Source organism: Bordetella genomosp. 9 (genome assembly GCF_002261425.1).
Classification (GTDB): domain Bacteria; phylum Pseudomonadota; class Gammaproteobacteria; order Burkholderiales; family Burkholderiaceae_B; genus Bordetella_C.
Map to the genome: position 1 here is coordinate 2,236,844 of NZ_NEVJ01000003.1, position 25,495 is coordinate 2,262,338.

The 25,495-nt window shown below is 67.0% G+C and carries 20 protein-coding genes and 1 other RNA gene; 1 reads left to right on the forward strand and 20 read right to left on the reverse strand.

Going from position 1 to position 25,495, the window contains the following annotated elements:
• Positions 1-79 precede the first annotated feature (79 nt).
• From CAL26_RS21265 to CAL26_RS21280, 4 genes are all read right to left on the reverse strand, one after another.
• Positions 80-784, reverse strand: a complete 705-nt coding sequence (locus tag CAL26_RS21265) for a GntR family transcriptional regulator (RefSeq protein ID WP_094848718.1) — start codon at positions 782-784, stop codon at positions 80-82.
• A 155-nt stretch (positions 785-939) separates the two neighbouring features.
• Positions 940-1,674 (reverse strand): VOC family protein, encoded by a 735-nt coding sequence (locus tag CAL26_RS21270; protein ID WP_094848719.1) that lies wholly within the window; start codon positions 1,672-1,674, stop codon positions 940-942.
• Positions 1,675-1,684: 10 nt separating this feature from the next.
• Positions 1,685-4,426, reverse strand: coding sequence for a preprotein translocase subunit SecA (gene secA, locus CAL26_RS21275; RefSeq protein ID WP_094848720.1), 2,742 nt, complete (start codon positions 4,424-4,426; stop codon positions 1,685-1,687).
• A gap of 202 nt (positions 4,427-4,628) precedes the next feature.
• A complete protein-coding gene (locus tag CAL26_RS21280; protein WP_094848721.1) occupies positions 4,629-5,618 on the reverse strand; it encodes a M23 family metallopeptidase in 990 nt (329 codons plus the stop codon).
• Positions 5,619-5,730: 112 nt separating this feature from the next.
• Between CAL26_RS21280 and CAL26_RS21285 the strand changes: the two genes are divergently transcribed.
• Positions 5,731-6,159, forward strand: a complete 429-nt coding sequence (locus CAL26_RS21285; RefSeq protein ID WP_256988660.1) for a flagellar hook-length control protein FliK — start codon at positions 5,731-5,733, stop codon at positions 6,157-6,159.
• A 164-nt stretch (positions 6,160-6,323) separates the two neighbouring features.
• Here CAL26_RS21285 and lpxC read toward each other — a convergent pair whose 3' ends face one another.
• The 16 genes from lpxC to rnpB all read right to left on the reverse strand — a co-directional run bounded on the left by lpxC (position 6,324) and on the right by rnpB (position 25,475).
• Entirely contained in the window at positions 6,324-7,247 is a 924-nt protein-coding gene (lpxC, locus tag CAL26_RS21290) for a UDP-3-O-acyl-N-acetylglucosamine deacetylase (RefSeq protein ID WP_094848723.1), read from the reverse strand.
• Between the two features lie 249 nt (positions 7,248-7,496).
• Positions 7,497-8,690, reverse strand: coding sequence for a cell division protein FtsZ (gene ftsZ, locus CAL26_RS21295; protein WP_086066636.1), 1,194 nt, complete (start codon positions 8,688-8,690; stop codon positions 7,497-7,499).
• 177 nt (positions 8,691-8,867) lie between these two features.
• Positions 8,868-10,094: a cell division protein FtsA gene (ftsA, locus tag CAL26_RS21300; protein WP_066654970.1), complete on the reverse strand. Its 1,227-nt coding sequence runs from the start codon at positions 10,092-10,094 to the stop codon at positions 8,868-8,870.
• 4 nt (positions 10,095-10,098) lie between these two features.
• Positions 10,099-10,920 carry a cell division protein FtsQ/DivIB gene (locus CAL26_RS21305; protein ID WP_086066637.1) on the reverse strand — a complete coding sequence of 274 codons (822 nt, stop codon included), beginning with the start codon at positions 10,918-10,920 and terminating at the stop codon, positions 10,099-10,101.
• Positions 10,921-10,931: 11 nt separating this feature from the next.
• Positions 10,932-11,960 (reverse strand): D-alanine--D-alanine ligase, encoded by a 1,029-nt coding sequence (locus tag CAL26_RS21310; RefSeq protein WP_094848724.1) that lies wholly within the window; start codon positions 11,958-11,960, stop codon positions 10,932-10,934.
• The gene (gene murC / locus CAL26_RS21315; RefSeq protein ID WP_094848725.1) at positions 11,957-13,402 is read right to left on the reverse strand and encodes a UDP-N-acetylmuramate--L-alanine ligase; all 1,446 of its coding nucleotides are present in this window, start codon (positions 13,400-13,402) and stop codon (positions 11,957-11,959) included. The genes CAL26_RS21310 and murC overlap by 4 nt, the downstream gene beginning before the upstream one ends.
• The gene (gene murG / locus CAL26_RS21320; RefSeq protein ID WP_094848726.1) at positions 13,399-14,502 is read right to left on the reverse strand and encodes an undecaprenyldiphospho-muramoylpentapeptide beta-N-acetylglucosaminyltransferase; all 1,104 of its coding nucleotides are present in this window, start codon (positions 14,500-14,502) and stop codon (positions 13,399-13,401) included. Before murG ends, murC begins: the two co-directional genes overlap by 4 nt.
• Complete coding sequence (ftsW, locus tag CAL26_RS21325) at positions 14,499-15,692, reverse strand: putative lipid II flippase FtsW (protein ID WP_094848727.1); 1,194 nt, start codon at positions 15,690-15,692, stop codon at positions 14,499-14,501. Before ftsW ends, murG begins: the two co-directional genes overlap by 4 nt.
• Before the next feature lie 40 nt (positions 15,693-15,732).
• On the reverse strand, positions 15,733-17,277 hold the full coding sequence (gene murD / locus CAL26_RS21330; RefSeq protein ID WP_094848728.1) for a UDP-N-acetylmuramoyl-L-alanine--D-glutamate ligase: 1,545 nt from the start codon (positions 17,275-17,277) through the stop codon (positions 15,733-15,735).
• A complete protein-coding gene (gene mraY, locus CAL26_RS21335; RefSeq protein WP_094848729.1) occupies positions 17,274-18,443 on the reverse strand; it encodes a phospho-N-acetylmuramoyl-pentapeptide-transferase in 1,170 nt (389 codons plus the stop codon). Before mraY ends, murD begins: the two co-directional genes overlap by 4 nt.
• Positions 18,433-21,282, reverse strand: a complete 2,850-nt coding sequence (gene murF / locus CAL26_RS21340) for a bifunctional UDP-N-acetylmuramoyl-L-alanyl-D-glutamate--2,6-diaminopimelate ligase MurE/UDP-N-acetylmuramoyl-tripeptide--D-alanyl-D-alanine ligase MurF (protein ID WP_094848730.1) — start codon at positions 21,280-21,282, stop codon at positions 18,433-18,435. The genes mraY and murF overlap by 11 nt, the downstream gene beginning before the upstream one ends.
• Positions 21,279-23,009, reverse strand: a complete 1,731-nt coding sequence (locus tag CAL26_RS21345; protein WP_094848731.1) for a peptidoglycan D,D-transpeptidase FtsI family protein — start codon at positions 23,007-23,009, stop codon at positions 21,279-21,281. The genes murF and CAL26_RS21345 overlap by 4 nt, the downstream gene beginning before the upstream one ends.
• Positions 23,006-23,290 (reverse strand): cell division protein FtsL, encoded by a 285-nt coding sequence (gene ftsL, locus CAL26_RS21350; protein WP_094848732.1) that lies wholly within the window; start codon positions 23,288-23,290, stop codon positions 23,006-23,008. Before ftsL ends, CAL26_RS21345 begins: the two co-directional genes overlap by 4 nt.
• Positions 23,290-24,369 (reverse strand): 16S rRNA (cytosine(1402)-N(4))-methyltransferase RsmH, encoded by a 1,080-nt coding sequence (rsmH, locus tag CAL26_RS21355; RefSeq protein WP_094848733.1) that lies wholly within the window; start codon positions 24,367-24,369, stop codon positions 23,290-23,292. Before rsmH ends, ftsL begins: the two co-directional genes overlap by 1 nt.
• A 7-nt stretch (positions 24,370-24,376) precedes the next feature.
• Positions 24,377-24,805 carry a division/cell wall cluster transcriptional repressor MraZ gene (gene mraZ, locus CAL26_RS21360; protein ID WP_179283420.1) on the reverse strand — a complete coding sequence of 143 codons (429 nt, stop codon included), beginning with the start codon at positions 24,803-24,805 and terminating at the stop codon, positions 24,377-24,379.
• Positions 24,806-25,065: 260 nt separating this feature from the next.
• Positions 25,066-25,475: RNase P RNA component class A (gene rnpB / locus CAL26_RS21365), an RNA gene on the reverse strand.
• Positions 25,476-25,495: the final 20 nt, after the last annotated feature.

Below are 25,495 nucleotides of genomic sequence, written 5' to 3' on the forward strand. Positions count from 1 at the left end.
CCAGGATCGAACGGCGGCGCGCGGCCGCCGCCAAGCAGGCGGATTTCTTGAGCTCTTTCATATTTTCCCCTTGTGTTGATCAGGCCTGGTCTTCGAGCTGATCCCGCATATAGATCGTCGAAAATCCAGTACGAATGACATCGGTGATCTGGTCCAGGCGCCGCCCGATATGGCGCGACACCAGTTCCTGCAGCAAGGCATCGTCGCGTGCGCGCAGCGCGTGCACGATGCGCAGGTGTTCGGCCTGGGTATGGCTGCGGCGGCCCTGCTGCATGTCTATCCAGCGGACGAAATGGATGCGCGCATTCACGCTTTCCAGGCTGCGCACGAACTCCTCATTCCCGGTCAGGCGCGCCAGCGACATGTGGAAGTACTCGTCCAGCGCCAGCAGGCGCACCGCGTCGGCGTCCTCCGGCACGTCGCGGGAGACCTCGACCGCGGCCTGCAATTCATCCAGCTGTTCCTCGGTGGCCCGCTCGCAGGCGGCGCGCACGATGCCGCACTCCAGCACGGAACGGAATTCATACAGGCTGTGGATCTGCTTGGCGTCCAGCGGGCGGCCGATGAATCCGCGATTCACCGCCCGGATCACGAAGCCTTCCACCATCAATTGGTTCAGGACTTCGCGCAGGGGCGTGCGGCTGACGTTCAATTGGCGCGCCAGCTCGACCTCGTTGATACGCTGGCCGGGCTTGAAATCGAAGCGGACCGCCATGGCCTTGACGGTGTCGTACAGGTCGGAAAGACCGGCGGCGGTACGGTCCGCGTAGCGAGGTAATGCCATATGCCACTCCCTGAGGCACCCATTCCGGAAAGTGCATACTAAGGTGTATACACTTTGTGCCGCCATGGGAGTTACCCGGAGACGCAGCGGGCGCGCGGTTGTCAGGGCTCAGTCGGGGTGTTCAGTCGGGGGGCTCCGTCGGCCCAATCCCAGCCTCAGGCTTGTTTGTCGAAATCGGTATCGAGGACGCTTTGCCGGCCATTGCGATCGACCAGCGTCAGACTGTCCAGGGCGGTACCCTGGTCCGCCTGCGCCGGCTCGATGCGCAGCCGCGCATGGCCCAGCGGCACCAGCCAGGCGCCGCCGTCCGCGGCCTGCGCGGTGCTGTCGGCGACATCGGCGAACCGCGCGGCGAGCGCGGCCGGATCCTGCGCCCGCGCGCGCACTTCCACGACCGCGCGGGCCCCGTTGGCGTGTTGCATCAACGCGGGCTGCCAGACGCATTCGGGCGTCAGGTGGCGGCAGAAATACAACCGGATGCCCGGGATGGGCTGTTCGGCGAACCGCACGGTGTGGAAGCGGGCTTCCATGGTCTTGCCGCCCACCTGCGCCGGCCGCGTCAGGACCTGCACGGGATTGACCGCGTAACCGGCCGCGCGCAGCCTTTCATAGGTCGCCTCGGCATCCTCGGTGCGCAGCACCAGGGCTTCCAGGCCCAAGGGGGAGTCGGCGATTTCCTTGCGCGCCGGCGGCTTGCCCGGCGGCCATCCCAGCAATTCCACATAGGAATGCTCCAGGACCATGAGGCGATTCCAGGAGCCCAGGTTGTGGATCTCGGTCTCGCTGAGCGTGTAGCCCTGGCGCTCGAAATGGGGCGCCGCCTGTTCCAGACGGTCCCGCACCATGATCACCGCGTGATCGAGTTCCGTCGTGCCGGCGCCCGTTGCCATCGCCTCGTCCCTACGCCAGCTTGCCGTGGCACTGCTTGTACTTCTTTCCGCTGCCGCAGGGGCAGGGATCGTTGCGGCCGACCTTGGGCAGCGCATTGCGCACCGGCTGCTGGCCTTGCGGACGCTCGTCCTCGCCGGCCGCCAGCGCCTCGTCGTAGTCGGCATGCTGGTACTGGACGTTCTGCACGTGCGGCTGCGCGGCCTCGGCTTCCGCTTCGGCCACCTGCTCCTGCGACTGGATGCGCACGGTCATCAGCACCTTGACCACGTCATCGCGGATACGGTCCAGCATGCCCGAGAACAGTTCGAAGGCCTCGCGCTTGTATTCCTGCTTGGGATTCTTTTGCGCGTAGCCGCGCAGGTGGATGCCCTGCCGCAGATAGTCCAGCGACGACAGGTGCTCGCGCCAATGCTGGTCGATGGCCTGCAGCATGATGGAGCGTTCGAACTGGCCCCAGGCTTCGGCGCCCACCTGTTCCACCTTGGCGCGATAGGCGGCGGAGGCCGCTTCCTTGACGCGCTCCAGCAGATCGTCGTCCGTCAGGCTGGTTTCCTTTTCCAGCATGTCGGTCAAGGGCAGCGACAGCTGGTAGTCGGACTCCAGCGCGCGCTGCAGGCCGGGCACGTCCCACTGTTCTTCCACCGATTCCGCCGGCACGTAGGTGCGGACGAGTTCCTCGACGGCGCCGTCGATCAGGTTTTCCACCGTGGGCCCGACCGTGGCGGCTTCCAGTACTTCGTTGCGCTGCGTGTACAGCACCTTGCGCTGGTCGTTGGCGACGTCGTCGTATTCGAGCAGTTGCTTGCGGATGTCGAAGTTGCGGCCTTCGACCTTGCGCTGCGCGGTTTCGATCGAGCGCGACACCATGCCGGCTTCGATGGGTTCGCCTTCCGGCAGCTTCAGGCGCTCCATGATGGCGCGCACGCGGTCGCCCGCGAAGATGCGCATCAGCGGATCTTCCAGCGACAGGTAAAAACGCGACGAGCCCGGGTCGCCCTGGCGCCCGGCGCGGCCACGCAGCTGGTTGTCGATACGGCGCGATTCATGGCGCTCGGTGCCGATGATGCGCAGCCCGCCCGCCTGCTTCACCTTTTCGTTGGCCGGCTTCCACTCGGTGCGGATCTTGTCGATGCGCGCCTGCTTTTCCGCTTCCGTCACCGACTCGTCGGCATGGATCAGGTCGATCTGCTTGTCGACGCTGCCGCCCAGCACGATGTCGGTGCCGCGGCCCGCCATGTTGGTGGCGATGGTGATGTGGCCGGGCTTGCCCGCTTCGGCGACGATTTCCGCCTCGCGCGCGTGCTGCTTGGCGTTGAGTACCTCGTGCGGCAGCTTCGCCCGTTGCAGCAGTCCCGACAGCAGCTCGGAGTTCTCGATGCTGGTCGTACCCACCAGCACCGGCTGGCCGCGTTCATGGCAGTCGCGGATATCGGCCAGGATGGCGTCGTACTTTTCGCGCGCGGTCTTGAATACCTGGTCGTTCTGGTCCTTGCGGACCATGGGCTTGTTGGTCGGGATGATGACCGTTTCCAGCCCGTAGATTTCCTGGAATTCGTAGGCTTCCGTGTCGGCGGTGCCGGTCATGCCCGACAGCTTGTCGTACATGCGGAAGTAGTTCTGGAAGGTGATCGAGGCCAGCGTCTGGTTCTCGTGCTGGATCTTGACGCCTTCCTTCGCTTCCACGGCCTGGTGCAGGCCGTCGGACCAGCGGCGGCCCACCATGAGACGGCCGGTGAACTCGTCGACGATGACGACTTCCCCGTCCTGCACCACGTACTGCTGGTCGCGGAAGAACAGCGTGTGCGCGCGCAGGGCCACCATCAGGTGGTGCATCAGCGCGATGTGGCGCGGGTCGTACAGCGATTCGCCTTCCGGCAGGATGCCCACGCGGCTGAGGATGGCCTCGGCATGCTCGTGCCCGGCTTCGGACAAATGGACCTGCTGGCTCTTTTCGTCGACCCAGTAGTCGCCTTCGGGTTCCGGTTCCTGCGGCTTGGGCTCCGATTCCATGCGCTTGAGCAGCGGCGGCACCGCGTTCATGCGGATGTACAGCTCGGTATGGTCTTCGGCCTGCCCGGAGATGATCAGCGGCGTGCGCGCCTCATCGATCAGGATCGAGTCGACTTCGTCGACGATGGCATACGACAGGCTGCGCTGGCGGCGATCCTCGACGCGATACTCCATGTTGTCGCGCAGGTAGTCGAAGCCGAATTCGTTGTTCGTGCCGTAGGTGATGTCGGCGATGTAGGCGGCTTTTTTCTCTTCGTTCGGCTGCTGCGGCACCACGACGCCCGTCGTCATGCCCAGGAAGCGGTACAGGCGGCCCATCCATTCGGCGTCGCGGCGCGCCAGGTAATCGTTGACCGTCACCACGTGCACGCCCTTGCCGGACAGGGCATTCAGGTACACCGGCAGGGTCGCCATGAGCGTCTTGCCTTCGCCGGTGCGCATTTCGGCGATCTTGCCGTTGTGCAGGGCGATACCGCCGAGCATCTGCACGTCGAAATGGCGCATGCCGAACACCCGCTTGCCCGCTTCGCGCACGACGGCGAAGGCTTCGGGCAGCAGATCGTCCAGCGTCGTGCCCTGCTGGAAGCGGGCGCGGAATTCCTGGGTCTTGGCCGCGAGTTGCTCGTCCGACAGCGCGGCGATGGTGGATTCGAGGCCATTGATCTGGCTCACCACCTTGCGATACTGCTTAAGCAGCCGGTCGTTGCGGCTACCTATGAGTTTTTTTAGCAGAGAAACCATGCGTGTGTCCGCGCGCGCCTGCCACCCCGATTCGGGGGCGTCGGTACGCGACTAATATTGTTGTCGATGAGGCGGAAGAACCCGCCGGGAAACGATCGAGTGTAACGCACCGCGAGGGCAACATTCCCGCCTGGCATAGCGGTGCCGCGCCGGGCTCGATACCCGGGCCGGCAGGCCGGGCTGGGCGCCCTGGCCGGCCGTGTCAGCGGATGACCGTGGCCGTCGCCGCGGCGAGCGCGGGCGGTGCGGTGGGCGGACGCCCGAGGAACAGACGAGGATCCATGGCCTGGCCACCCAGGCGGATCTCGAAATGCAGGTGCGGGCCCGTGGACACGCCGGAAGACCCGACGCGCGCGATGAGTTCTCCGCGCTGGATCAGGTCCCCTGCCTTGACCAGCACTTCCGATGCATGCGCGTAGCGCGACACCAGGCCATCGCCGTGGTCGATATCGACCCGCTGGCCATAGCCGGCATCGCGGCCCGCCGCCACCACCACGCCGCCGGCGGCGGCCAGGATGGGCGTGCCCATCGGCGCGGCGAAATCCAGGCCCTCGTGCCGCAGATAGCGTCCGGTGACGGGATGGCGCCGCCAGCCGTACGAAGAGCTCAGATAGGGATAGTCGGTGACCGGCAGCGATGACGGCAAGCGCGCCAGATCGGCGCGGCGACGGGTCAGCGCCATGTCGAACAGCTGCAGGGCGGCCATCCGGCCGGCCAGTTCGTCGGCCAGGACGTCGATGTCGCGGCCCAGGGTCTGCGCCGTCCCCGGCGGGCCGTCCAGCGGGGCGGCGGCCACGCGAGCGGCGTTGGCGGCGGTGTCGTCGCCCGCCGCGCCGTTGTCCATTGCCTGGTCCGCGTCGGCCACCGTCGCGAACGTGTCCGGCAAAGGCACCCCCGCCGCGATCGCCAGCCTGCGGCTCAAGGCGTCGACACCGGCCAGGCGCGCCTGGATGGTGCCGACCTTGGCGGCCAGCATCGCCAGGGCCTGGTGCAGGGCATCGTCGGAATAGCCGGCCTGGGGATCCTGCGGGACCGTCCCGGCCCGCGCCGCGGGCAGCACGCCGGCCGGCGTGAAACCACGTGCGACCAGGGCGCCCGCCAGGGCCGCCAGCAGCAGCGCGCCGCTCATCAGCAAGGCCAGCCGGCCGCCTTCCAGGGTGAAATGCCCCGCCGAACCGCGCCGGGCATGCATAATGACAAACTTCAATCGAGTAATCCTGTTGCCTGGCGAAATAACAAACGGAATGAACAAACGCGCGCCCTTCCGTCCCCCCCGCAAGCCTGGCCGCGGTGAAAAAACCGCCATGGGCTGGCTGGGACACGACACACGCGGCGCCGGCGTGCTGGCCACGGCGAATCTGCACCTGCAGATTCAGCGCACGGTGGCCAGCGTGGTGCCGCCCGTCCTGGGGAACGTCTGCCGGGTAGCGCGCCTGGAAGCCGACCGCCTGCAATTGGCCGTACCGAGCGCCGCCCATGCCGCGAAACTGCGCCAGATGGCGCCGCGGATCGCACAGGCATTGCACGCGGCAGGGTGGAACCTTAACGAAATCGCGGTGAAGGTTCAAGCCGGCTTGCCCGGCGCCGGGATAAAACCGCCACGCGCGCCCAAGGACGTCATGCCACTGGGCGACACGGCGCTAGGCGCTTTCGAGGCTTTGCGGGAAACGTTGAATCCGGGTCCGCTGGCCGACGCAATCGAGCGCCTGCTCCAGCATCATAGACACCGTTGATCCCCGGCATCAGGAAGTGGGCCTTTGAACCCCTGAAGTGATGTAGCCCCACCGAGGACGCCACGGATCCGGCTACGCCGGTCCGTCGGCGTCGCCCCCTTGAGGGGGAAGCGCGCAGCGCTTCGGGGGTGGGCTCCTACGCGCAGCGCTTCGGGGGTGGACCCCTAAGCCAACTTCCATTCGTAGCGGAATGCCTGGGGCGCTTCGGCCTGCGACTGGTAGCTGACCAATTCCCAGGATTCCTGCTGGGCCAGCAGCGCGCGGGCCAGCTGGTTGTTCAGCGCATGGCCGGACTTGCAGGCGACATAGCGCGCAACCAGCGGCTTGCCCAGCAGATACAGGTCGCCGATGGCGTCCAGGATCTTGTGCTTGACGAACTCGTCGTCATACCGCAAACCGTCGCTGTTCAACACCCGGTACTCGTCCATGACGATGGCGTTGTCCAGGCTGCCGCCGCGCGCCAGGCCCATGGACCGCAGGGCTTCGACTTCATTGACGAAGCCGAACGTGCGGGCGCGGGCGATCTCGCGGGTGTAGGAATGGGTAGCGAAGTCGACTTCGGCGAAATTGGCCGTCGAATCAATGGCCGGATGCCGGAAATCGATGGAAAAGGCCAGGGCGAAGCCGTCATGCGGCTCCAGCCGGGCCCATTTTTCGTTGCGGCCTTCGCCTTCGCGTACCTCGATAGGCTCGAGCACGCGGATGAACTGCTTGGGGGCGTTCTGCTCCACGATGCCGGCCGAGCGCAGCAGGTAGACGAACGTGGCCGCGCTGCCGTCCATGATGGGCACTTCTTCCGCCGTCAGGTCGACGTGCAGATTGTCGATACCCAGGCCGGCCAGGGCCGACATCAAGTGCTCGACGGTGGAGACCCGCACATTGCCCTGCTGCAGCACGGAAGCCATGCGCGTATCGCCGACGCCGGTGGCCTGCGCGGGCAGGTCGACGACTTCGGGCAGGTCGATGCGATGAAAGACGATCCCGGTGTTCGGCGCAGCGGGACGGAGCGTCAGCTCCACCCGGCGGCCGGAATGCACCCCGACGCCTGTGGTCTTGACGAGATTCTGTATGCTGCGTTGACGAAACATGGGCTTTATTCGGATTCTTGGTTAGCGGAAAGAAATCCGCCACGCCGTTGTAAGAACAGTATTGTAACCCCGGGTGTACGGCTATCCAAGGCAAACAACCCTACGTTCTCGATAGCCTGAAACTATCTGAAACGACCCATTTGTTCCCTTCCCGGCCCGCTTTCGCGGGCCGGGGATGAGGGAGTACTACGAGGCGCGCCGGAGCGGCCGGCAGCCGCCAGCCGGCGCCCGGCGAGGCGCCTGTCTACTTCAATCCGCCTGCTTGCGCAGGAAAGCCGGGATGTCGAAGTGATCCATGCCCGAGCTTTCCAGCGCGCGCACCTGGGCCGACGCCTGCGTGCGCGGGTTGCGCATCACGGACGGCATGTCCAGGTTGCGGTAGTCGCCCTGGCCCGCGCCGTTGTTGGCCACCATGCCGACCATGGGGAAGTCGTCGGTGCCGGTACGCAGCGCTTCGCCGCGGCTCTGCACCAGTTGCGGACGGCTGGAAGTGCGGCCCAGGCCGGTGGCGACCACGGTCACGCGCAGGCTGTCGCCCATGGACTCGTCATACGCCGTACCGAAGATCACGGTGGCATCCTCGGAAGCGTACCCGCGGATGGTTTCCATGATTTCGCGCGTTTCGCGCATCTTCAGGGTGCGGCTGGCGGTGATATTCACCAGCACGCCACGCGCGCCGTGCAGGTCGATGCCTTCCAGCAGCGGGCAGGCGATGGCGTGCTCGGCGGCCACGCGCGCGCGGTCCACGCCCGACGCGGTTGCCGTGCCCATCATGGCCTGTCCCTGCTCGCCCATGATCGTCTTGACGTCTTCGAAGTCGACGTTGACATTGCCTTCCACGTTGATGATTTCGGCGATGCCGGCGCAGGCGTTATGCAGGATATCGTCCGCCGACTTGAAGCAGTCTTCCTGCGTGGCGTCCTCATCCATCAGTTCGTACAGGTTTTCGTTCAGCACGACGATCAGCGAATGCACGTGCTTGGCGAGCTCGTTGATGCCCTCTTCGGCCATCTTCAGGCGCTTGTTGCCTTCGAACTGGAAAGGCTTGGTCACCACGCCCACCGTCAGGATGCCGAGCTCCTTGGCGACTTCCGCCACCACGGGACCGGCGCCGGTGCCCGTGCCGCCGCCCATGCCGGCGGTGATGAAGACCATGTGCGCGCCATTCAGCGCGGCACGGATCTCCTCGCGCGCGGTTTCGGCGGACGCGCGGCCCTGCTCGGGCTTGGCGCCCGCGCCCAGGCCAGTGCGGCCCAGGCGGATCTGCACGGGCGCATTGGTAGCGGCCAGCGCCTGCGCATCGGTGTTCGCGCAGATGAAATCGACCCCGCTGACACCGTTGCGGATCATGTGCGCGACGGCATTGCCACCCGCGCCCCCGACACCAACGACCTTGATCACGGTCCCTTTGGTGCTGTTCTCGAGCATTTCAAAGTTCATGATGCGACTCCCTCAAGTCTGATTGCAAATCACAAAAAACAAAACCCCAACTACCTTTTTTGTGAATCGCTTCAAAGCCGACGCCGACATTTGCTGTCCGCCACGGGTTTGAAGCGTCTCCGCCAGCGCGCCGTCGTATTGCTCGGCACGCCCCGGAATCGCCGGCAGCGCGATTCCTATTCAATTCATGAACCACTCTTTCATCCGCGCCAGCAGGCTTTTGAAGTTGCCTGTTTGCGCGGCCACCTTGCGTCCGCGCATGCGTTGCATGCGCGCTTCCTGCAATAGTCCCATGACCGTGGCGAAGCGCGGGTTGCGCATCACGTCGGCCAGGCTGCCTTCGTACTCCGGTACCGCGACGCGCACCGGTTTGAGGAAGACATCCTCGGCAAGTTCCACCATGCCGGGCAATTGTGCGGATCCGCCGGTCAGGACGACGCCGGACGCCAGCAGGTCCTCGTAACCGGAATCCCGCACCACTTGCTGCACCAGCGTGAACAATTCCTCGATACGCGGTTCGATCACGGCGCCCAGCGCCTGGCGCTTGACCAGCCGCGGACCGCGATCGCCCAGGCCGGGCACTTCCACGGTTTCGTCGGGGCTGGCCAGGACCTGCTTGGCGACGCCGTAGCGCAGCTTGATTTCCTCGGCGTCGGGCGTCGGGGTGCGCAGCATCGCGGCGATGTCGTTGGTGATCTGGTCGCCGGCGATCGGGATCACCGCGGTGTGCCGGATGGCCCCGCCCGTGAAGATCGCCACGTCGGTCGTGCCGCCGCCGATATCGACCAGCACCACGCCCAGTTCCTTTTCGTCCGTGGTCAGGCAGGCCAGGCTGGACGCCAGGGGCTGCAGGATCAGGTCCTGCACTTCCAGCCCGCAACGCCGCACGCACTTGACGATGTTCTGCGCCGCGCTGACGGCGCCCGTCACGATATGCACGCGCACTTCCAGCCGCAGGCCGCTCATGCCGATAGGCTCACGGATGTCTTCCTGACCGTCAACGATGAACTCCTGCGTCAGCACGTGCAGTACCTGCTGATCCGTGGGGATATTCACCGCCTTGGCGGTCTCGATGACGCGCGCCACGTCGGTCGCGGTGACTTCCTTGTCCTTGACCGCCACCATGCCGCTGGAATTGAAGCTGCGGATGTGGCTGCCGGCGATGCCCGTATAGACGTCGCGGATCTTGCAGTCGGCCATCAGCTCGGCTTCCTCCAGCGCGCGCTGGATGGAATTGACCGTGGTTTCGATGTTCACGACCACGCCCTTGCGCATGCCGCGGGATTCATGCTGGCCCAGGCCCAGCACCTCGAATCGGCCTTCCGGCAGGATTTCGGCGACGACGGCCACCACCTTGCTGGTTCCGATATCGAGGGCGACGATTAAGTCCTTGATGTCACGGGTCATGGCGTTAGCGCTTTTTTGGATTGGATTTCGGTTTGGTTTTCGATTCGGCTTCGGGCGGCTGCGCCAGGGCCAGGGCAAAGCCGTTGGGATAGCGCAAATCGGCCTGCAGTATGGCGCGGCCTTCCAGCTTCTGCGTCAGCGCGGGCCAGGCCTGCACGAAACGCTGGATGCGCGCGGCGAACGGCAAGGCGCCGGGCGGGCCGTTCGGATCCGGCGCATCGGCGCCCGGATCCCGTCCCAGATCCAGCTTCAGGCCATTGGACAGCGTCACGCGCCACGCATAGCGCGGGCTCAGCTCCAGGTCGTTGACGCGCATGTCCAGCGGCGCGAACCACCGGGCCAGTTCCGCATACCGTTGCACGACCAGGCTTTCGCTGCCTTCCGGACCATAGAAGTGCGGCAGCGCGGACTCGTCGTCCAGCTCCCCTGTGTTGGCGGTGAATGATTCCCCCCAGGTGTTGATCATCTGGTTCTCGTTCCAGAGCGCCAGCGGCTGTTGCTCCTCTATCCTGACCCGCAACACGTTGGGCCAGATGCGCCGTATCGTGGCGTGGCGCACCCACGGCGCCGACTCGAACAGTTCGCGGGCCTGATCCAGGTCCATGGTAAAGAAATTGCCTTTCAGTCCGCCCGCGATCGTCGCGCGCATGCTGACCGGCGATACGTAATGCAGTTGCGAGCCCGGCGCTGCTTCCAGTTCGATCGCGGTCAGATCGAAATACGGCCGCTTGGCCAGCCACACCAGCCCCGCCCCCAGCATGGCGAGCACCGCCAGCACGGCCAGCGTGTTGGCGATCAGGTTGGTGGTGCGAGCGTCGTTCCACACGGATGATCCAGTCAGGTATTGCGGGCGGGGCTGCGCACTTTGCACGTAGCCTCGGACAGTATTGCCACACAGAGTTCGGGATAGGACATGCCGGCCGCCTGTGCCGCCTTCGGCACCAGCGAATGGCCGGTCATGCCCGGCGATGTATTCATTTCAAGCAACCAGACGCGCTGGCTGGCATCCAGCATCAGGTCGGCGCGTCCCCAGCCTTCGCATCCCAGGGCACGGTAGGCCTCCACGCTGACCCGCTGCACTTCCCGCGCCACCGCGTCCGGCAGATCGGCGGGGCAGTAGTACTGCGTGTCGTCGGAGAAGTACTTGTGTTCGTAGTCGTAGTTGCCGTCGGGGGCGACGATTTCGATGACCGGCAGGGCGCGCGCCTTGCGGCCGCCGCCCAGCAGCGCGACGGTCAGTTCGCGGCCGGTGATGAACTGCTCGGCCAGGACTTCGGCGTCGAAGCGCGCCGCCTCGGCGTAGGCGTCCTTCATGTCGGAATAGCCGCGCACCTTGGTGATGCCCACGGTGGAGCCTTCATGCGGCGGCTTGATGATCAGCGGCAATCCCAGGTCGTCCGGCACCCGGCGCAGATCGGTATCCGCGTCCAGGATGGCGAACTCCGGCGTGGGCAGCCCGTGCTGCAGCCAGATCCGCTTGGTCATGATCTTGTCCATCGCGATGGCCGACGCCGCGGGACCGCTGCCCGTATAGGGAATGCCCAGCAGTTCCAGTGCGCCCTGCAGGGTGCCGTCTTCACCATAGCGGCCATGCAGCGCGATGAAGACGCGGTCGAAGCCAGCGGCTTCCAGGTCGGCGAAGCTCTTCGTACCCGTATCGAACAGATGCGCGTCCACGCCCACGCTGCACAGCGCTTCGTGGACGCCCTGGCCCGACATCAGGGAGACCTCGCGCTCCGCCGAGCGGCCGCCGTACAGCACGCCGACCCGGCCCAGGCCATGGCCGTGCGGCCCGGCTTGCGCGGCGGCGCGTGCGCGGCGCAGGCTGGCTTCGCGCGCGGTGGCGTCGAATTCGTGTTGGCTCATTGCATCGTCCTCCTGTCGCCACGCTGCCCCTGGGCAACGTTGGCCAGTTCGCCGATCTGCGCCGGCGCCCTGCTGATCGATCCTGCACCCATGACGATCACCACGTCGCCGTCGCGCACGAAGTCCAGCGCGGTCTGCGGCAGTTCCGCGACGTCCTCGACGAAAACCGGCTCGACCTTGCCCGCCACGCGCAGCGCGCGCGCCAGGGCGCGGCCATCGGCGGCAACCAGGGGTGCTTCACCGGCGGCATAGACTTCGGTCAGCAGCACGGCGTCGGCCGTGCCCAGCACGCGGACGAAATCCTCGAAGCAGTCGCGGGTGCGGGTGTAGCGGTGCGGCTGGAAGGCCAGGACGATGCGGCGGTCCGGCCAGGCGCCACGGGCCGCGGCCAGCGTCGCCGCCATTTCGACCGGATGGTGGCCGTAGTCGTCGATGACGGTGAACGTGCCGCCGTCCCGCGCGCTGACGGGGAAATCGCCGACGTGCGTGAATCGGCGGTTGACGCCGTTGAAGGATTCCAGCGCGCTGCAGATGGCCTCGTCCGGAACGCCCAGTTCGGACGCCACGGCGATCGCCGCCAGCGCGTTGCGCACGTTATGCAGGCCGGGCAGGTTCAGGCATACCGACAGGGGCGGCAGCTCGATCTCGCGGTCGCGCCGCAGGACGTCGAAGCACATGCGCGTGCCGTCCGCACGGACGTTGCGCCCCGCCACCTGGGCTTCGCCGTCCAGCCCGTAGGTCGTCACCGGCCGCGAGATGAAGGGCATGATCTCGCGCACATTGGCGTCGTCGCTGCACAGCACGGCGCTGCCGTAGAAGGGCAGCTTCTGCGTGAATTCGATGAAGGCGCTCTTCAGGCGCGCCACGTCATGGCCATAGGTGTCCATATGGTCGGCGTCGATATTGGTCACGATGGCCATGACCGGCAGCAGGTTCAGGAAAGACGCGTCGGATTCGTCGGCTTCGACCACGATGTACTCGCCCTGCCCGAGCCGCGCGTTGGCGCCGGCCGAGTTCAGCCGGCCGCCGATCACGAAGGTGGGATCGAGACCGCCGGCGGCCAGCACGCTGGCCACCAGGCTGGTGGTGGTGGTCTTGCCATGCGTGCCGGCGATGGCGATGCCCCGCTTCAGGCGCATCAGCTCGGCCAGCATGATGGCGCGCGGCACCACCGGGATGCGGCCGGCGCGCGCGGCGATGACTTCGGGGTTGTCGCCGGCCACCGCCGTCGAGGTCACGATGGCGTCGGCGCCGGCGATGTTCGCGGCGGAATGGCCGATGACGATGGACATGCCCAGGCCGGACAGGCGCCGGGTGACCGCCGATTCGTGCAGGTCGGAACCGCTGACGCGATAGCCCAGGTTCAGCAGCACTTCGGCGATCCCGCTCATGCCGGATCCGCCGATGCCGACGAAATGGATATGTTGGATACGATGTTTCATGATGCCTGTCTCACTCCGCCATCGACGCGCGCCAGCGCGGCTGCTTCGCAGGCGTCGGCAATGTGGCGGGCCGCATCCGGCATGGCGCGGGTACGCGCGCGCGCGGCGACGGCTTGAAGCTCGTCGCGGCCACGCTGCGCCAGCCAGTCCGCCAGCCATTGCGGGGTCAATTCGTTCTGCTGGCGCAGCCATGCGGCGCCAGCGTCGCTCAGGTACCGCGCGTTCGCGGTCTGGTGGTCGTCGATGGCGTGCGGGAACGGCACGAACAGCGCGGCGGCGCCCGCCGCGGCGATCTCCGCCACCGTCATCGCGCCCGCGCGGCAGATCACCACGTCGGCCGCCGCCAGGGCGCCGGCCATGTCGTCGATGAACGCGCGGCAGTCGGCCTGCACGCCCGCCGCGGCGTAGGCCGCGCGCAGCGCATCGATATGTTGTTCGCCCGCCTGGTGCGTGACGCGCGGACGCGCGCCTTCGGCCAATAGGGCCAGCGCCTGCGGCACCACGGTATTCAAGGCCTGGGCGCCCAGGCTGCCGCCGACCACCAGCACGTTCAGCGCGCCGGTGCGGCCGGCATAGCGCTGCTCGGGCGCGGCAATGGCGCAGACTTCGCGGCGCACCGGGTTGCCCACCATCTCGCCACGCGGCAGCACGCCGGGAAAGCCGGTCAGGACGCGCCGCGCCAGCCGCGCCAGCGTGCGGTTCGCCGTGCCGGCCACCGCGTTCTGTTCGTGCACCACCAGCGGCACGCGACGCAGCGCCGCCGCCAGCCCGCCCGGGAAGGCCACATAGCCGCCCATGCCGACCACGACGTCCGGCCGCGCCGCGGCCAGATGCTTCCACGCCTGCCGCGTGGCGGCGTACAGGCGCGCCGGCAGCTGCAGCAAGGCGCTGACGCCGCGGCCGCGCAGGCCCTGGAAACGCAGTTCGGCCATTTCGATGCCATGCGCCGGCACCAGGCGGCCTTCCATCTTGTCGGGATTGCCCAGCCACAGCACGCGCCAGCCGCGCTCGCGCAACACGGCCGCCAGCGCCAGGCCGGGCATGATGTGCCCGCCGGTGCCGCCGGCCATGATCACCGCGGTGCGGCCGGGCGTATTCATACGCGGCCTCCACGCATCATCGTGCGGTTTTCCAGGTCGACGCGGACCAGCATCGCCAGGGCCACCAGGTTCATCACGACGCCGGAACCGCCGTAGCTCATCAGCGGCAGGGTCAGGCCCTTGGTGGGCAGCAGGCCCAGGCACACGCCCATATTGATGAACGCCTGCACGCCGAACCAGATCGCCACGCCCTGCGCCAGCATGCCGGCGAAGGTGCGTTCCATCGCGATGGCCTGGCGGCCGATCTCGAAGCCGCGCAGGACGATGATGGCGAACAGCGTGATCACCAGCATCACGCCGGCGAATCCCAGCTCTTCGCCCACCACCGCCATCAGGAAGTCGGTATGGGCCTCGGGCAGGTAGTGCAGTTTTTCCACGCTGGCGCCCAGCCCGACGCCGAACCATTCGCCACGGCCCAGCGCGATCAGCGAATGCGAAAGCTGATAGGCGCTGCCATAGGCGTTGTCCTGGTTCCACGGATCCAGGTAGGCGAACAGGCGCGCGCGGCGCCAGGGCGACGCCCAGATCAGCAGCAGGAAGGTGCCCACCAGCACGCCCAGCAGGCTGCTGAAATACTTGCCGTTGATGCCGCCCAGGAACAGGATGCCGATGGCGATGGCGACGATCACCATGAAGGCGCCCAGGTCCGGCTCCAGCAGCAGGAACAGGCCCACGCCGCCCAGCGCGAAGGCCATGGGCAGGAAGCCGCGCGCGAAGTTCTGCATGTGTTCCTGCTTGCGGACCGTATAGTCGGCCGCGTACAGCAGCGCCGCAACCTTCATCAGCTCGGACGGCTGGAAGTTGATCGGACCCAGCGGAATCCAGCGATGCGACCCGTTCACTTCGCGCCCGATGCCGGGCACCAGCACGATGGCCAGCAGGAACAACGACAGGATGAACAGCGGCACGGCCAGGCGCTGCCAGGCGCGGATCGGCACGGTGATCGCGCAGGCGGCCGCCACGATGCCCACGCTGACGAAGGCCGCATGCCGAGCGACAAAATAGTATTGGCCGTAGGCGGCGTAGCGGGGCCCGTCCGCCAGCGCGATCGAGGCCGAATAGACCATCAACAGGCCCAGCGACAGCAGCGTGCCGGCGGCGATGACCAGCGGCATGTCGAAGCTGCGCATGCGGGTGCGCCCGGGGCGCACCGCGTTGACGCTGCCGGTCAGGTCGGCGAACAGGCTCATAGGGAAGCGCTCCCCTGCGCGCGAGCGTGCATCAAGGCCGTCATGCCACTTCTCCCCGATCCAGCGCCAGTTCCTGCGCTTCCTGCGCGAAGACCTGGCCACGGTGTACATAGTTTCGAAACATGTCCATGCTGGCGCACGCGGGCGACAGCAACACGGCGTCGCCGGGCTGCGCCAGCGTCATCGCCTGGCGCACCGCGTCACGCATGTCGGCGGCCCGCACGCAGGCGACGCCGGTGCTCTCCAGCGCCTTGCCGATCTCCGGACCGTCCTGGCCGATCAGCACCACCCCATGGGCGTGACGCTTGACCGGCGCCAGCAGCGGCGAAAAATCCTGGCCCTTGCCCAGGCCGCCCGCGATCAGCACGACGGGCTGGCCCAGGCCTTCCAGCGCTGCGACGGTCGCGCCGACGTTGGTGCCCTTGCTGTCATTGATGAAGTCCACGTCGCCGATGCGGCGCACGAACTCCACGCGATTGGGTTCGCCGCCGTACTCCCGGGCGGCGCGCAGCATCGGACCCCAGCCGATATCCAGCGCGCGGCCCAGGGCCAGCGCGGCCAGCGTGTTGGTCGCGTTGTGCATGCCGCGGATGCGCAGCGCATCCACCGGCATCAGCCGGGATAGGCGGCCGGCCGGACGGGGCGGCGGCGGCGCATCTTTCTTGCGCCGCGTCGGCGCGGGGGCGGGAATATCGAAATCGCTGGCTTCGCAGGCGGTCAGCCAGGCCACGCCCTGGCCCTGCTCCAGGCCCATGTCGCCGACCAGCGCCGGCGCGTCGCGGCCGAAGCTGCGCACGCGCTGGTTGTCCAGGCTTTCCACCATGCCGGCGGTCAAGGGGTCGTCGCGATTGACGATCGCGATGCGGGCCATGGCAAGCAGGCGCGCCTTGGCCTGCGCGTAAGCCTGCATGTCGCCGTGCCAGTCCAGGTGATCCTGGGTGACGTTCAATACGACGGCCGCGTCGGCCGACAGCGTATGCGTGGTGTGCAACTGGAAGCTGGACAGCTCCAGCACCCATGCCTGCGGCAGGCTGTTGTTGTCCAGCGCGTCCATCAGCGCGGTCAGCGCGGCGGGCCCGATGTTGCCGGCGGCGCGAGCAGTCATGCCGGCGGCCTCGATCATGCTGAGCGCCAAGGCGGTGACCGTGGTTTTGCCATTGGTGCCGGTCACGGCCACCAGGCGCGGCCGGTATTCGCGGCTTTCCGCCAGCGTGGCCAGCGCGCGGGCGAACAATTCGATTTCGCCCACGACCTCGACGCCGCGCTTTTCCGCTTCGGCCAGCAGCGCCTGCGCCGGCTCCTGGTTGGGCGCCAGCCCGGGGCTGATCACGACTTGCGTCACGCCGTCCAGCAGCGCCGCGTCGAAGCTGGCGGATCCCAGGCGGTAGTCCGGTTGTTCATCCGCGGCCATGCCGTCGAAAATCGCGCGCAGCGCATCCAGGCCGCCCGGCTGCTCGCGGGTATCGGCGATGCGCAGCCGGGCACCGTTGCGCGCGCACCAGCGTGCGGCGGCAATACCGGTTTCTCCCAGTCCGAGGACCAGGATGCAAGGCGTATCGGAGTCGGAAAAATCCGTCGCGCTCATCGCAATTTCAACGTCGAAAGGCCAATCAAAACCAGCATCATGCTGATGATCCAGAAGCGGACAACGACCTGGGTTTCCTTCCAGCCGCCCACTTCGAAGTGATGGTGCAAAGGGGCCATGCGAAAGATGCGCCGCCCTTCCCCGTATTTGCGCTTGGTGTATTTGAACCAGGTGACCTGCACCATGACCGACAGCGTTTCCACGACGAAAACGCCGCCCATGATGAACAGCACGATTTCCTGGCGGGCGATCACCGCCACCGTACCCAGCGCGCCGCCCAGCGCCAGCGCGCCGACGTCGCCCATGAAGACCTGCGCGGGATAGGCGTTGAACCAGAGAAACGCCAGCCCCGCCCCCGCCAGCGCGGCGCATAGCACCAGCAGTTCGGCCGCGCCGGGTATGTAGGGGAACAACAGGTATTTGGAATAGTCCGCGCGGCCGATCACATAGGCGAAGATGCCCAGTGCGCCCCCGACCATGACCGTGGGCATGATGGCCAGGCCGTCCAGGCCGTCGGTCAGGTTCACCGCATTGCTGGTGCCCACGATCACGAACCAGGTCAATGCGACGAAGCCCAGCACGCCCAGCGGATAGCTGACGGTCTTGAAGAAAGGCACGATCAGGTCGGCGCGCGTCGGCAGCGGCATGATGAAGCCGCTCATCACCCACGTGCGAAACAGCGGCCACAGCTCGGTATTGGCGGGCGCGGACACGGCGAAGGCCAGATAGACCGCGGCGACCAGCCCGATCAGCGCCTGCCAGAAGAATTTCTGGCGCGCCGGCATGCCTTCCGGATTGCGATGCACCACCTTGCGGTAGTCGTCCACCCAGCCGATCAGGCCGAAGCCGAACGTGACCAGCAGCACCACCCAGACGAAACGATTGCTCCAGTCCGCCCACAGCAGGGTGCTGATGCCGATCGCGATCAGGATCAGCGCGCCGCCCATGGTCGGCGTGCCGGTCTTGACCAGGTGCGTTTGAGGGCCATAGGCACGCACGGCCTGGCCGATCTTGAGTTCGGTCAGCTTGCGGATCACGCGCGGGCCGAAGAACAGGCCGATGAGCAAGGCCGTCGCGCACGCGAACACCGCGCGCAGCGTGATGTACTCAAAGACCCCGAAGGTGCGGATGTCGTCGGAAAGCCAGCGGGCGATCTCAAGCAGCATGCTGTTCTCCCTGCCCCAGGGGCGCATGTCCATCGGTACTCAAAAACGCCTTCACTACCCGCTCCATGCGCATAAAGCGCGAACCCTTTACCAATACGGCGCGCGCGGCCGAGCCGCGCAGCGCCGTCACAATTTCTTCCACACTCTCGCAGGCCCTTGCCGTGGGTCCGAAAGCCATCGCCGCGTCACCGGCGGCTTTCCCCAGCGTTAGGAGCAGATCGATGCCGCGATCGCGCGCGTACTCGCCCACTTCGCGATGCATCGCCGGTCCGTTGGCGCCGACTTCACCCATGTCGCCCAATACCAGGACACGGGGCGCCGGCAATTGCGCCAGCACGTCGATGGCTGCTCTTACGGAGTCCGGATTCGCATTGTAGGTGTCATCGACCAGCAGCGTTCCGTCACTCAATTGCTGCCGTTGCATGCGCCCGGATACGGCGCTGAAACCTGCCAGGCCCGCGCATACCGATGCCAGCGGCGCTCCCACCGCCAGCGCGCATGCGGTGGCCGCCAACGCGTTGCGCAGATTGTGCATGCCGGGGACCGGCAGCTCCAGCATCGCTATGCCAGCAGGTGTGACCAATTGGCACCGGGTGCCCAAGGCGTCGGCCTGGATCTGTTCGGCATAGACGTCCAGCCCCGCCTGCAGGCCGAAGCGCAGGACGCGCGGCGTGGCGCTCATCGCGTCCCAGGTCGCCGTATGCGCATCGTCGCCCGGATACACCGCATAGCCATCGCGCGGCAATGCGGCCAGCACGGCGCCGTTTTCCTCGGCGACGGCCTGCACCGTGTGCATGAATTCCTGATGTTCGCGCTGCGCGTTGTTCACCAGGCCCACGGTGGGCGCGGCCATCCCCGCCAGCAGCGCGATTTCGCCAGGATGGTTCATGCCCAGTTCGAACACCGCCGCGCGATGCTCGGCGCGCAGCCTGAGCAGCATGAGCGGCAGGCCGATGTCGTTGTTGTAGTTGCCCGCGCTGGCGAGACGCTGGCCGGCGCCCAGCCAGTCCGCCAGGATGGCCGAGATCATTTCCTTCGTGGTGGTCTTGCCGTTGCTGCCCGCCACCGCGATCACCGGCAGCGCGAAACGCGCGCGCCACGCGGCGCCGATGCGTCCCAGCGCCACGCGGGTGTCGCCCAGCACCAGTTGCGGCATCCGCACACCGTCGACCCGGCGCGCGACGACCGCGGCCACCGCACCCTGGTCCTGCGCCTGCGCCAGATAATCGTGGCCGTCGAAACGCTCGCCCGCCAAGGCCAGGAACAGCTGGCCGGGCCCGATGGTGCGCGTATCGGTGGACACCGCCGACACGCCCGGCAGCAGCAGCGCCAGCCGCGCCCATTCGCGGTCGTCGAACGGCAGTTTGACGCCGTCGATTTCCTGGTACGTCTCGTGGCCCTTGCCCGCCAGCAGCACGATGTCTTCCACGCGGGCGGCCCAGACCGTCTGCATGATCGCCCGGGCACGGTCCGCTTCGATGGTGACGGCGGCATCGTCGGCGATGCCGGCGCGTATCTGCGCCAGGATGGCGGCCGGATCCTCGCTGCGCGGATTGTCACTGCTGAGCACGACGTAGTCGGCGCCCTGTGCGGCGATGGCGCCCATGACCGGGCGCTTGCCCGCGTCGCGGTCACCCCCGCAGCCGAACAGGCACAGCAGCCTGCCGCCGCGCGCCTGCGCGACCGGCCGCAAGGCCGCCAGGGCGCGCTCCAGCGCGTCCGGCGTATGCGAATAATCGACCACCACCATGGGGCCGCCGGCCGGGGTCGCGGCCGCCGGCAAGGCGATCGGCGTGACGATCTCCATCCGCCCGTCCACCGGGGCGGCGGCCGCCAGCTCGCAGCCGATGTCGGCCAGGCTCCAACCCAAGGCCTGCAGCACGCCGGCGACCAGCAGCAGGTTCGAGACGTTGTGCCGGCCCAGCAGGCCGGTCATGATCTGGACTTCGCCCTGCGTGGTGGCGAGCGTGAAAATCTGCCCCTGCCCCGTCACCGCCAGGTCGCGCGCCTGTAGATCGGCGGACGATTGCAGCCCGTAGGTCAGTACGCGCGCGGGATCCAGCGATGCGATCAGGCGGCGGCCGGCTTCGTCGTCGGCATTGACGACGGCGCCGGTCAGCCCCGGCCATGCGAACAGGCGCGCCTTCGCGGCCTCGTACGCGGCCATGGTGCCGTGGTAATCCAGATGATCGCGGCTCAGGTTGGTGAACGCCGCGATGTCGATGCGCAGGCCGTCCATGCGGCCCTGCTCGATACCGATGGACGAAGCCTCCATCGCCACCAGCTGGGCGCCAGCCTGCCGCATCTGCGCCAGCAGGCGATGCAGCGCCAGCACATCGGGCGTCGTCAGGCTGCCGGGCAGCACCTGGCCGTCCGGCAGCGTCGCGCCCAGCGTGCCTATCGCGCCGCACGGCTTGCCTGCATGCGTCAAGGCATGCGCCAGCCATTGCACGCAGGAAGTCTTGCCGTTGGTGCCGGTGACCGCGATCACGGCCAGGGCCGCGGACGGCCGGCCATACCAGATGTCGGCCAGCTCGCCCAGCATGCCGCGCAGGCCATCGACCACCCGCAGCGCCACGCCGGACGCGACGGCGTCGGGTAGCGGCGCCCGCGGTCCTTCGACCAGGATGGCGGCCGCGCCTCGCGCGATGGCCTGCTGTATATAGAGGCTGCCATCGCTGGCGCGGCCACGGCAGGCGACGAATACATCGCCAGCGTTGACCTCGCGCGAATCCAGCCGCAGATCCGCCCCGGCCGCGACGTGGGCTCGCAACCATGCTACGACGCCGTCCGCATCGGACGGCGTCGTGACGGGCGTATCCAGTATCGTCGCGTTCATCTCATCCGCTCCTGCAAGCCCGCCACGACGGTGGACTCGAATGGAGCGTCCGGTTGAACATTCATCAGCCGCAGGGCGCCGCCGACGATGGTCGAGAACACCGGCGCGGCGACCGCGCCACCATAGTAGCCGCCGGTCTGCGGCTCGTCGATGGTGACGGCCACGACGATGCGCGGGTCCGAAACCGGCGCGAAACCGACGAAGGAGCTGCGATAGCGGCTGGTACTGTATTTGCCGTCGACGATCTTGCGCGCCGTACCGCTCTTGCCGGCCACGCGGTAGCCCTGTACTTGGGCAAGCTTGGCGCCGTCCGGTCCGGCGGCGGCTTCCAGGAAGCCGCGGATCATCGCGGCCACCTTGGGCGGATAGACCTTGACGCTGGTCGGCTCGCTATCGCGCTTGACCAGGGTCAGCGACACCATGTCGCCGTTGCGGGCGAACACGGTGTAGGCGCGCGCCATCTGCAGCAGGGAAACCGACAGGCCGTAACCGTAGGCCATGGTGGCTTTTTCGATCAGGCGCCAGCGGTCCCAGGGCCGCAAGCGGCCCGGCGCGGCGCCGGGAAAGCCCAGCTGGGGCGCCTGCCCCAGGCCCAGCTCGGTGAAGCGATCCCACATTTCGCGGGCTTCCAGCTTCTCCGAAATCAGGGTCATGCCAATGTTGCTGGAGCGGCGCAGCACGTCGGCCACATTGATGGTGCCGTTGCGGCTGACGTCGCTGATGGTCGAACCCTGGTAGCGGAAATGGCCGTTGCCGGTTTCGAACATGGTCGACGTCGTGATGCGGCCCAGGTCCAGGGCCAGGGCGGCGGTAAACGGCTTCATGATCGAGCCGGGTTCGAACGTGTCGGTGATCGCCTGGTTGCGCAACGCGTCCGTATCCAGCTTGCTGCGGTCGCCCGGATCATAGGTCGGCAGGCTGGCCATGCTCAGGATTTCGCCGGTTTGCGCATCCAGCACGACGGCCGCCGCGCCACGCGCGTGATGCAGCGCGATCGCGTCGCTGAGCGCCTTGAACACCAGGTACTGCACGCGCGTATCGATGGACAGGCGCAAGTCCTTGCCGTTGACGGGTTCCGTCACGGCCTGCACGTCTTCAATGACGCGGCCCAGGCGGTCCTTGATGACGCGGCGCGTGCCGGGACGGCCGGACAGCTGCTTGTTGAAGGCCAGTTCGACGCCTTCCTGCCCCTGGTCTTCGACGTTGGTGAAGCCCACCACGTGGGCCATGACCTCGCCTTCGGGGTAATAGCGCCGGGTTTCCGGCTGCTGATGGATGCCCGGCACGCCCAGTTGCTTGATCTTGTCGGCGACATCCATCGGTACCTGGCGCTTCAGGTACACGAAGTTCTTGTCCTCATCGGCCAGGCGCTTGTTCAGGTCGGCCACCGGCATGTCCAGCAGCTTGCCCAGCGCGGCCAGCTGCTGCGGCGGCGCACCGCGCGCGTCGTCCGGGATGGCCCAGATGGCGCGCGCCGGAACGCTGGAAGCGAGCACGACATTGTTGCGGTCCAGGATCTTGCCGCGGGTGGCGGCCAGGGTCAGCGTACGCTCGTAGCGCCGCTCCCCCTGCTGCTGCAGGAATTCGGTGGTGATGCCCTGCAGGAACAGGGCGCGCGCGGCCAGCGTGCCGAAACCCACGAACAGCAGGATCAGCACCAGGCGCGAACGCCAGGCCGGCAATTGCCCGCGCAGCACGGGGCTATTGAAGAAGGGCAAGCGCTTCATTGCGCGCCTCCCGGGACCGGAGCCTGGTTGAGGTAGATCGTCCGGTCAGGCACGATGGGGATCATTTTCAGGTCGTCGCGGGCGGCGCGGTCGACGCGTGCGTTGCGCGCCAGCTCGGCGCGGTCCAGCTGCAGGCGCCGCCAGTCGTTGTCCAGGTCGCGGGCCTGGGCCTGCGAACGGTCGAAGTCGATGAACAGCTGGCGAGCCTGGTAGCGGCTGGTCACCAGCGAGATGGCGCAGGACATGAGCACGGCGGCCAGGAGCAGGCTGATACGGCCCATCAGCGTTTCCCCTTGCCGGCACGGCGCGCGCGCGCCGCGGACAGCGGTTCGGCGCCGACGAAAGTGGCGCCGCCGCCCTGGGGCAGCGGCACGTCGGTACGTTCGGCCACGCGCAGGATGGCCGAGCGGGAACGCGCATTGGCGGCCACTTCATCGGGCTCGGCCAGCACGCGGCCCAGGCTGCGCAACAGGGGCTGCGGCATTTCGCTCTCGCGCAACGGCAGGCGGGAATGCGCCGCTCCCGGCCTGGCGGCGGCCGCGATGAACTGCTTGACCATACGGTCTTCGAGCGAGTGGAAACTGATCACCGCCAACCTCCCCATCGGCGCGAGCAGATCTAAAGCTGACGCGAGGGCGCGTGAGAGCTCTTCGAGTTCCCTATTGAGGTAAATCCGTAAAGCCTGAAAGGTGCGCGTGGCCGGATGCTGCCCCTTTTCGCGCGTGCGGACGGCGCCTGCGACGAGCTCGGCAAGCTCGAGCGTGGTGCGCAGCGGCCCTGTTGCGCGGCGAGCTGCAATCGTTTTTGCAATCTGAAAAGCAAACCGTTCTTCGCCATATTCCGCAATGACCTCCCGCATCTCATCCACACCGGCCTCGGCCAGCCATTCGGCGGCCGTGGGGCCGCGCGTCGTATCCATGCGCATATCCAGCGGGCCTTCGCGCATGAAGGAAAACCCACGCCCGGCATCATCGATCTGGGGCGACGACACCCCCAGATCCAGCATGACGCCGTCCACCAATTCCACGCCCAGGTCGTTCAGCGCTTCGCGCATGGTGGCGAAGCCGCCATGCACGACCGCCACGCGGGCATCGGCGGCGGCCAACTGCCGCGCCACCGCGATCGCGCTGGGATCCTTGTCGAACACCACCAGCCTTGCATCGGGCGAAAGGCGCGCCAGCAGTGCGCCGGAATGCCCGCCACGTCCGAACGTGCCATCGACATAGACGCCGCCCGATCGGCGCCGCGCCTCGCCGGCATCGTCCTGGCCGCGGCCGGCGGCTTTGCGGGTGCCGAAATCCGGCAACAACAACGCGTCCACCGTCGGCGCCAGCAGCACGGGCCGATGCTCGAGTTCCATATCGGCGTCAGAACGAAAACTGATTCAGCACTTCCGGCATCCCCTGAGCCAGATCTTCCGCCTCGCGGCGGGCCAGGGAAGCGGCATCCCACAGCTCGAAGTGCGCGCCCATGCCGAGCAACATCGCTTCGCGCGTCATACCTGCGGCATTGCGCAGTTCGGGGGCGATCAGGATGCGGCCGGACCCATCCAGCTCGACATCCTGGGCATTGCCCAGCAGCAGCCGCTGCAATGCCCGGGCGGACATGGGAAGCGCGGCGATGACCTCACGCTTTTTTTCCCATTCCTGGCGCGGGTAGAGCAATAGGCAACCGTCCGGGTGGCGGGTCAACGTAAGCCGGCCCTCCGCCTGAGCGACCAGGGCGTCACGATGCCGGGTCGGAATCGAGATCCTCCCCTTCGCATCCAGCGTGAGTGCGCTGCTTCCCTGGAACACCCATTCCTCCCACTTAATTGCACAAAAACCTACTTTTTCCCACTCTACGGGAAGGGAAACCCGCGGTCAAGCAACCGGACACAAATTTTTCAATCACAACAAGGACTTAGCTGTCACCGTTGAAAACACAAAATAAAAACCCCCTGATAAATCAGGGGGTTGCAAAATGATCTAAAAGTCCTACCTGAGGCTACGGCGAAAGAAGAAGTTTCGCCTGGCGTTCATCCCGCCTCTCGGAGCAAGGGAGTCCTACATAAGGAGGGCAGGACGGGTCTGTAGGCCGGATTCTGTACGCCGGGGAGACCCCGGCGGGCAATCATTCCTCTGGCCCGGCCATTGCTGGCCGGATCTAGCCATCTACCCGCATGCTCGGGCGAGCCGCCCTTCCCGGTCCGAAGACCGTGCGCATGCCTATTTGATGTTGCTCCCGGTAGAGGTTGCCGCGTTTCACCCTGCGACGCCGCGCCCGTTGCCGGACGCGCGGCACGGAGTCGCCGTGCCTGTGCGCGGTGTGACCCGCGCCCGCTTCGCAGACTCGTCTCTGTGGCCCTGTTCCTCGAGCGCGCGCCGGTTGCCCGCCGCGCGCCCGGACGGCCGTTAGCCGCTACCGCGCCCTGTGGAGTCCGGACCTTCCTCGATGCATGCGCACCGCGATTGCCCGACCCGTCCTGCTGGCGCCATTTTAGCCTG

Coding starts and splice junctions, on each gene's coding strand:
- CAL26_RS21265 (WP_094848718.1), bottom strand. CDS start 784: ATGGCATTACCTCGCTACGCGGACCGTACCGCCGCCGGTCTTTCCGAC.
- CAL26_RS21270 (WP_094848719.1), bottom strand. CDS start 1,674: ATGGCAACGGGCGCCGGCACGACGGAACTCGATCACGCGGTGATCATG.
- secA (WP_094848720.1), bottom strand. CDS start 4,426: ATGGTTTCTCTGCTAAAAAAACTCATAGGTAGCCGCAACGACCGGCTG.
- CAL26_RS21280 (WP_094848721.1), bottom strand. CDS start 5,618: ATGCATGCCCGGCGCGGTTCGGCGGGGCATTTCACCCTGGAAGGCGGC.
- CAL26_RS21285 (WP_256988660.1), top strand. CDS start 5,731: ATGGGCTGGCTGGGACACGACACACGCGGCGCCGGCGTGCTGGCCACG.
- lpxC (WP_094848723.1), bottom strand. CDS start 7,247: ATGTTTCGTCAACGCAGCATACAGAATCTCGTCAAGACCACAGGCGTC.
- ftsA (WP_066654970.1), bottom strand. CDS start 10,094: ATGACCCGTGACATCAAGGACTTAATCGTCGCCCTCGATATCGGAACC.
- CAL26_RS21310 (WP_094848724.1), bottom strand. CDS start 11,960: ATGAGCCAACACGAATTCGACGCCACCGCGCGCGAAGCCAGCCTGCGC.
- murC (WP_094848725.1), bottom strand. CDS start 13,402: ATGAAACATCGTATCCAACATATCCATTTCGTCGGCATCGGCGGATCC.
- murG (WP_094848726.1), bottom strand. CDS start 14,502: ATGAATACGCCCGGCCGCACCGCGGTGATCATGGCCGGCGGCACCGGC.
- ftsW (WP_094848727.1), bottom strand. CDS start 15,692: ATGAGCCTGTTCGCCGACCTGACCGGCAGCGTCAACGCGGTGCGCCCC.
- murD (WP_094848728.1), bottom strand. CDS start 17,277: ATGAGCGCGACGGATTTTTCCGACTCCGATACGCCTTGCATCCTGGTC.
- mraY (WP_094848729.1), bottom strand. CDS start 18,443: ATGCTGCTTGAGATCGCCCGCTGGCTTTCCGACGACATCCGCACCTTC.
- murF (WP_094848730.1), bottom strand. CDS start 21,282: ATGAACGCGACGATACTGGATACGCCCGTCACGACGCCGTCCGATGCG.
- CAL26_RS21345 (WP_094848731.1), bottom strand. CDS start 23,009: ATGAAGCGCTTGCCCTTCTTCAATAGCCCCGTGCTGCGCGGGCAATTG.
- ftsL (WP_094848732.1), bottom strand. CDS start 23,290: ATGGGCCGTATCAGCCTGCTCCTGGCCGCCGTGCTCATGTCCTGCGCC.
- rsmH (WP_094848733.1), bottom strand. CDS start 24,369: ATGGAACTCGAGCATCGGCCCGTGCTGCTGGCGCCGACGGTGGACGCG.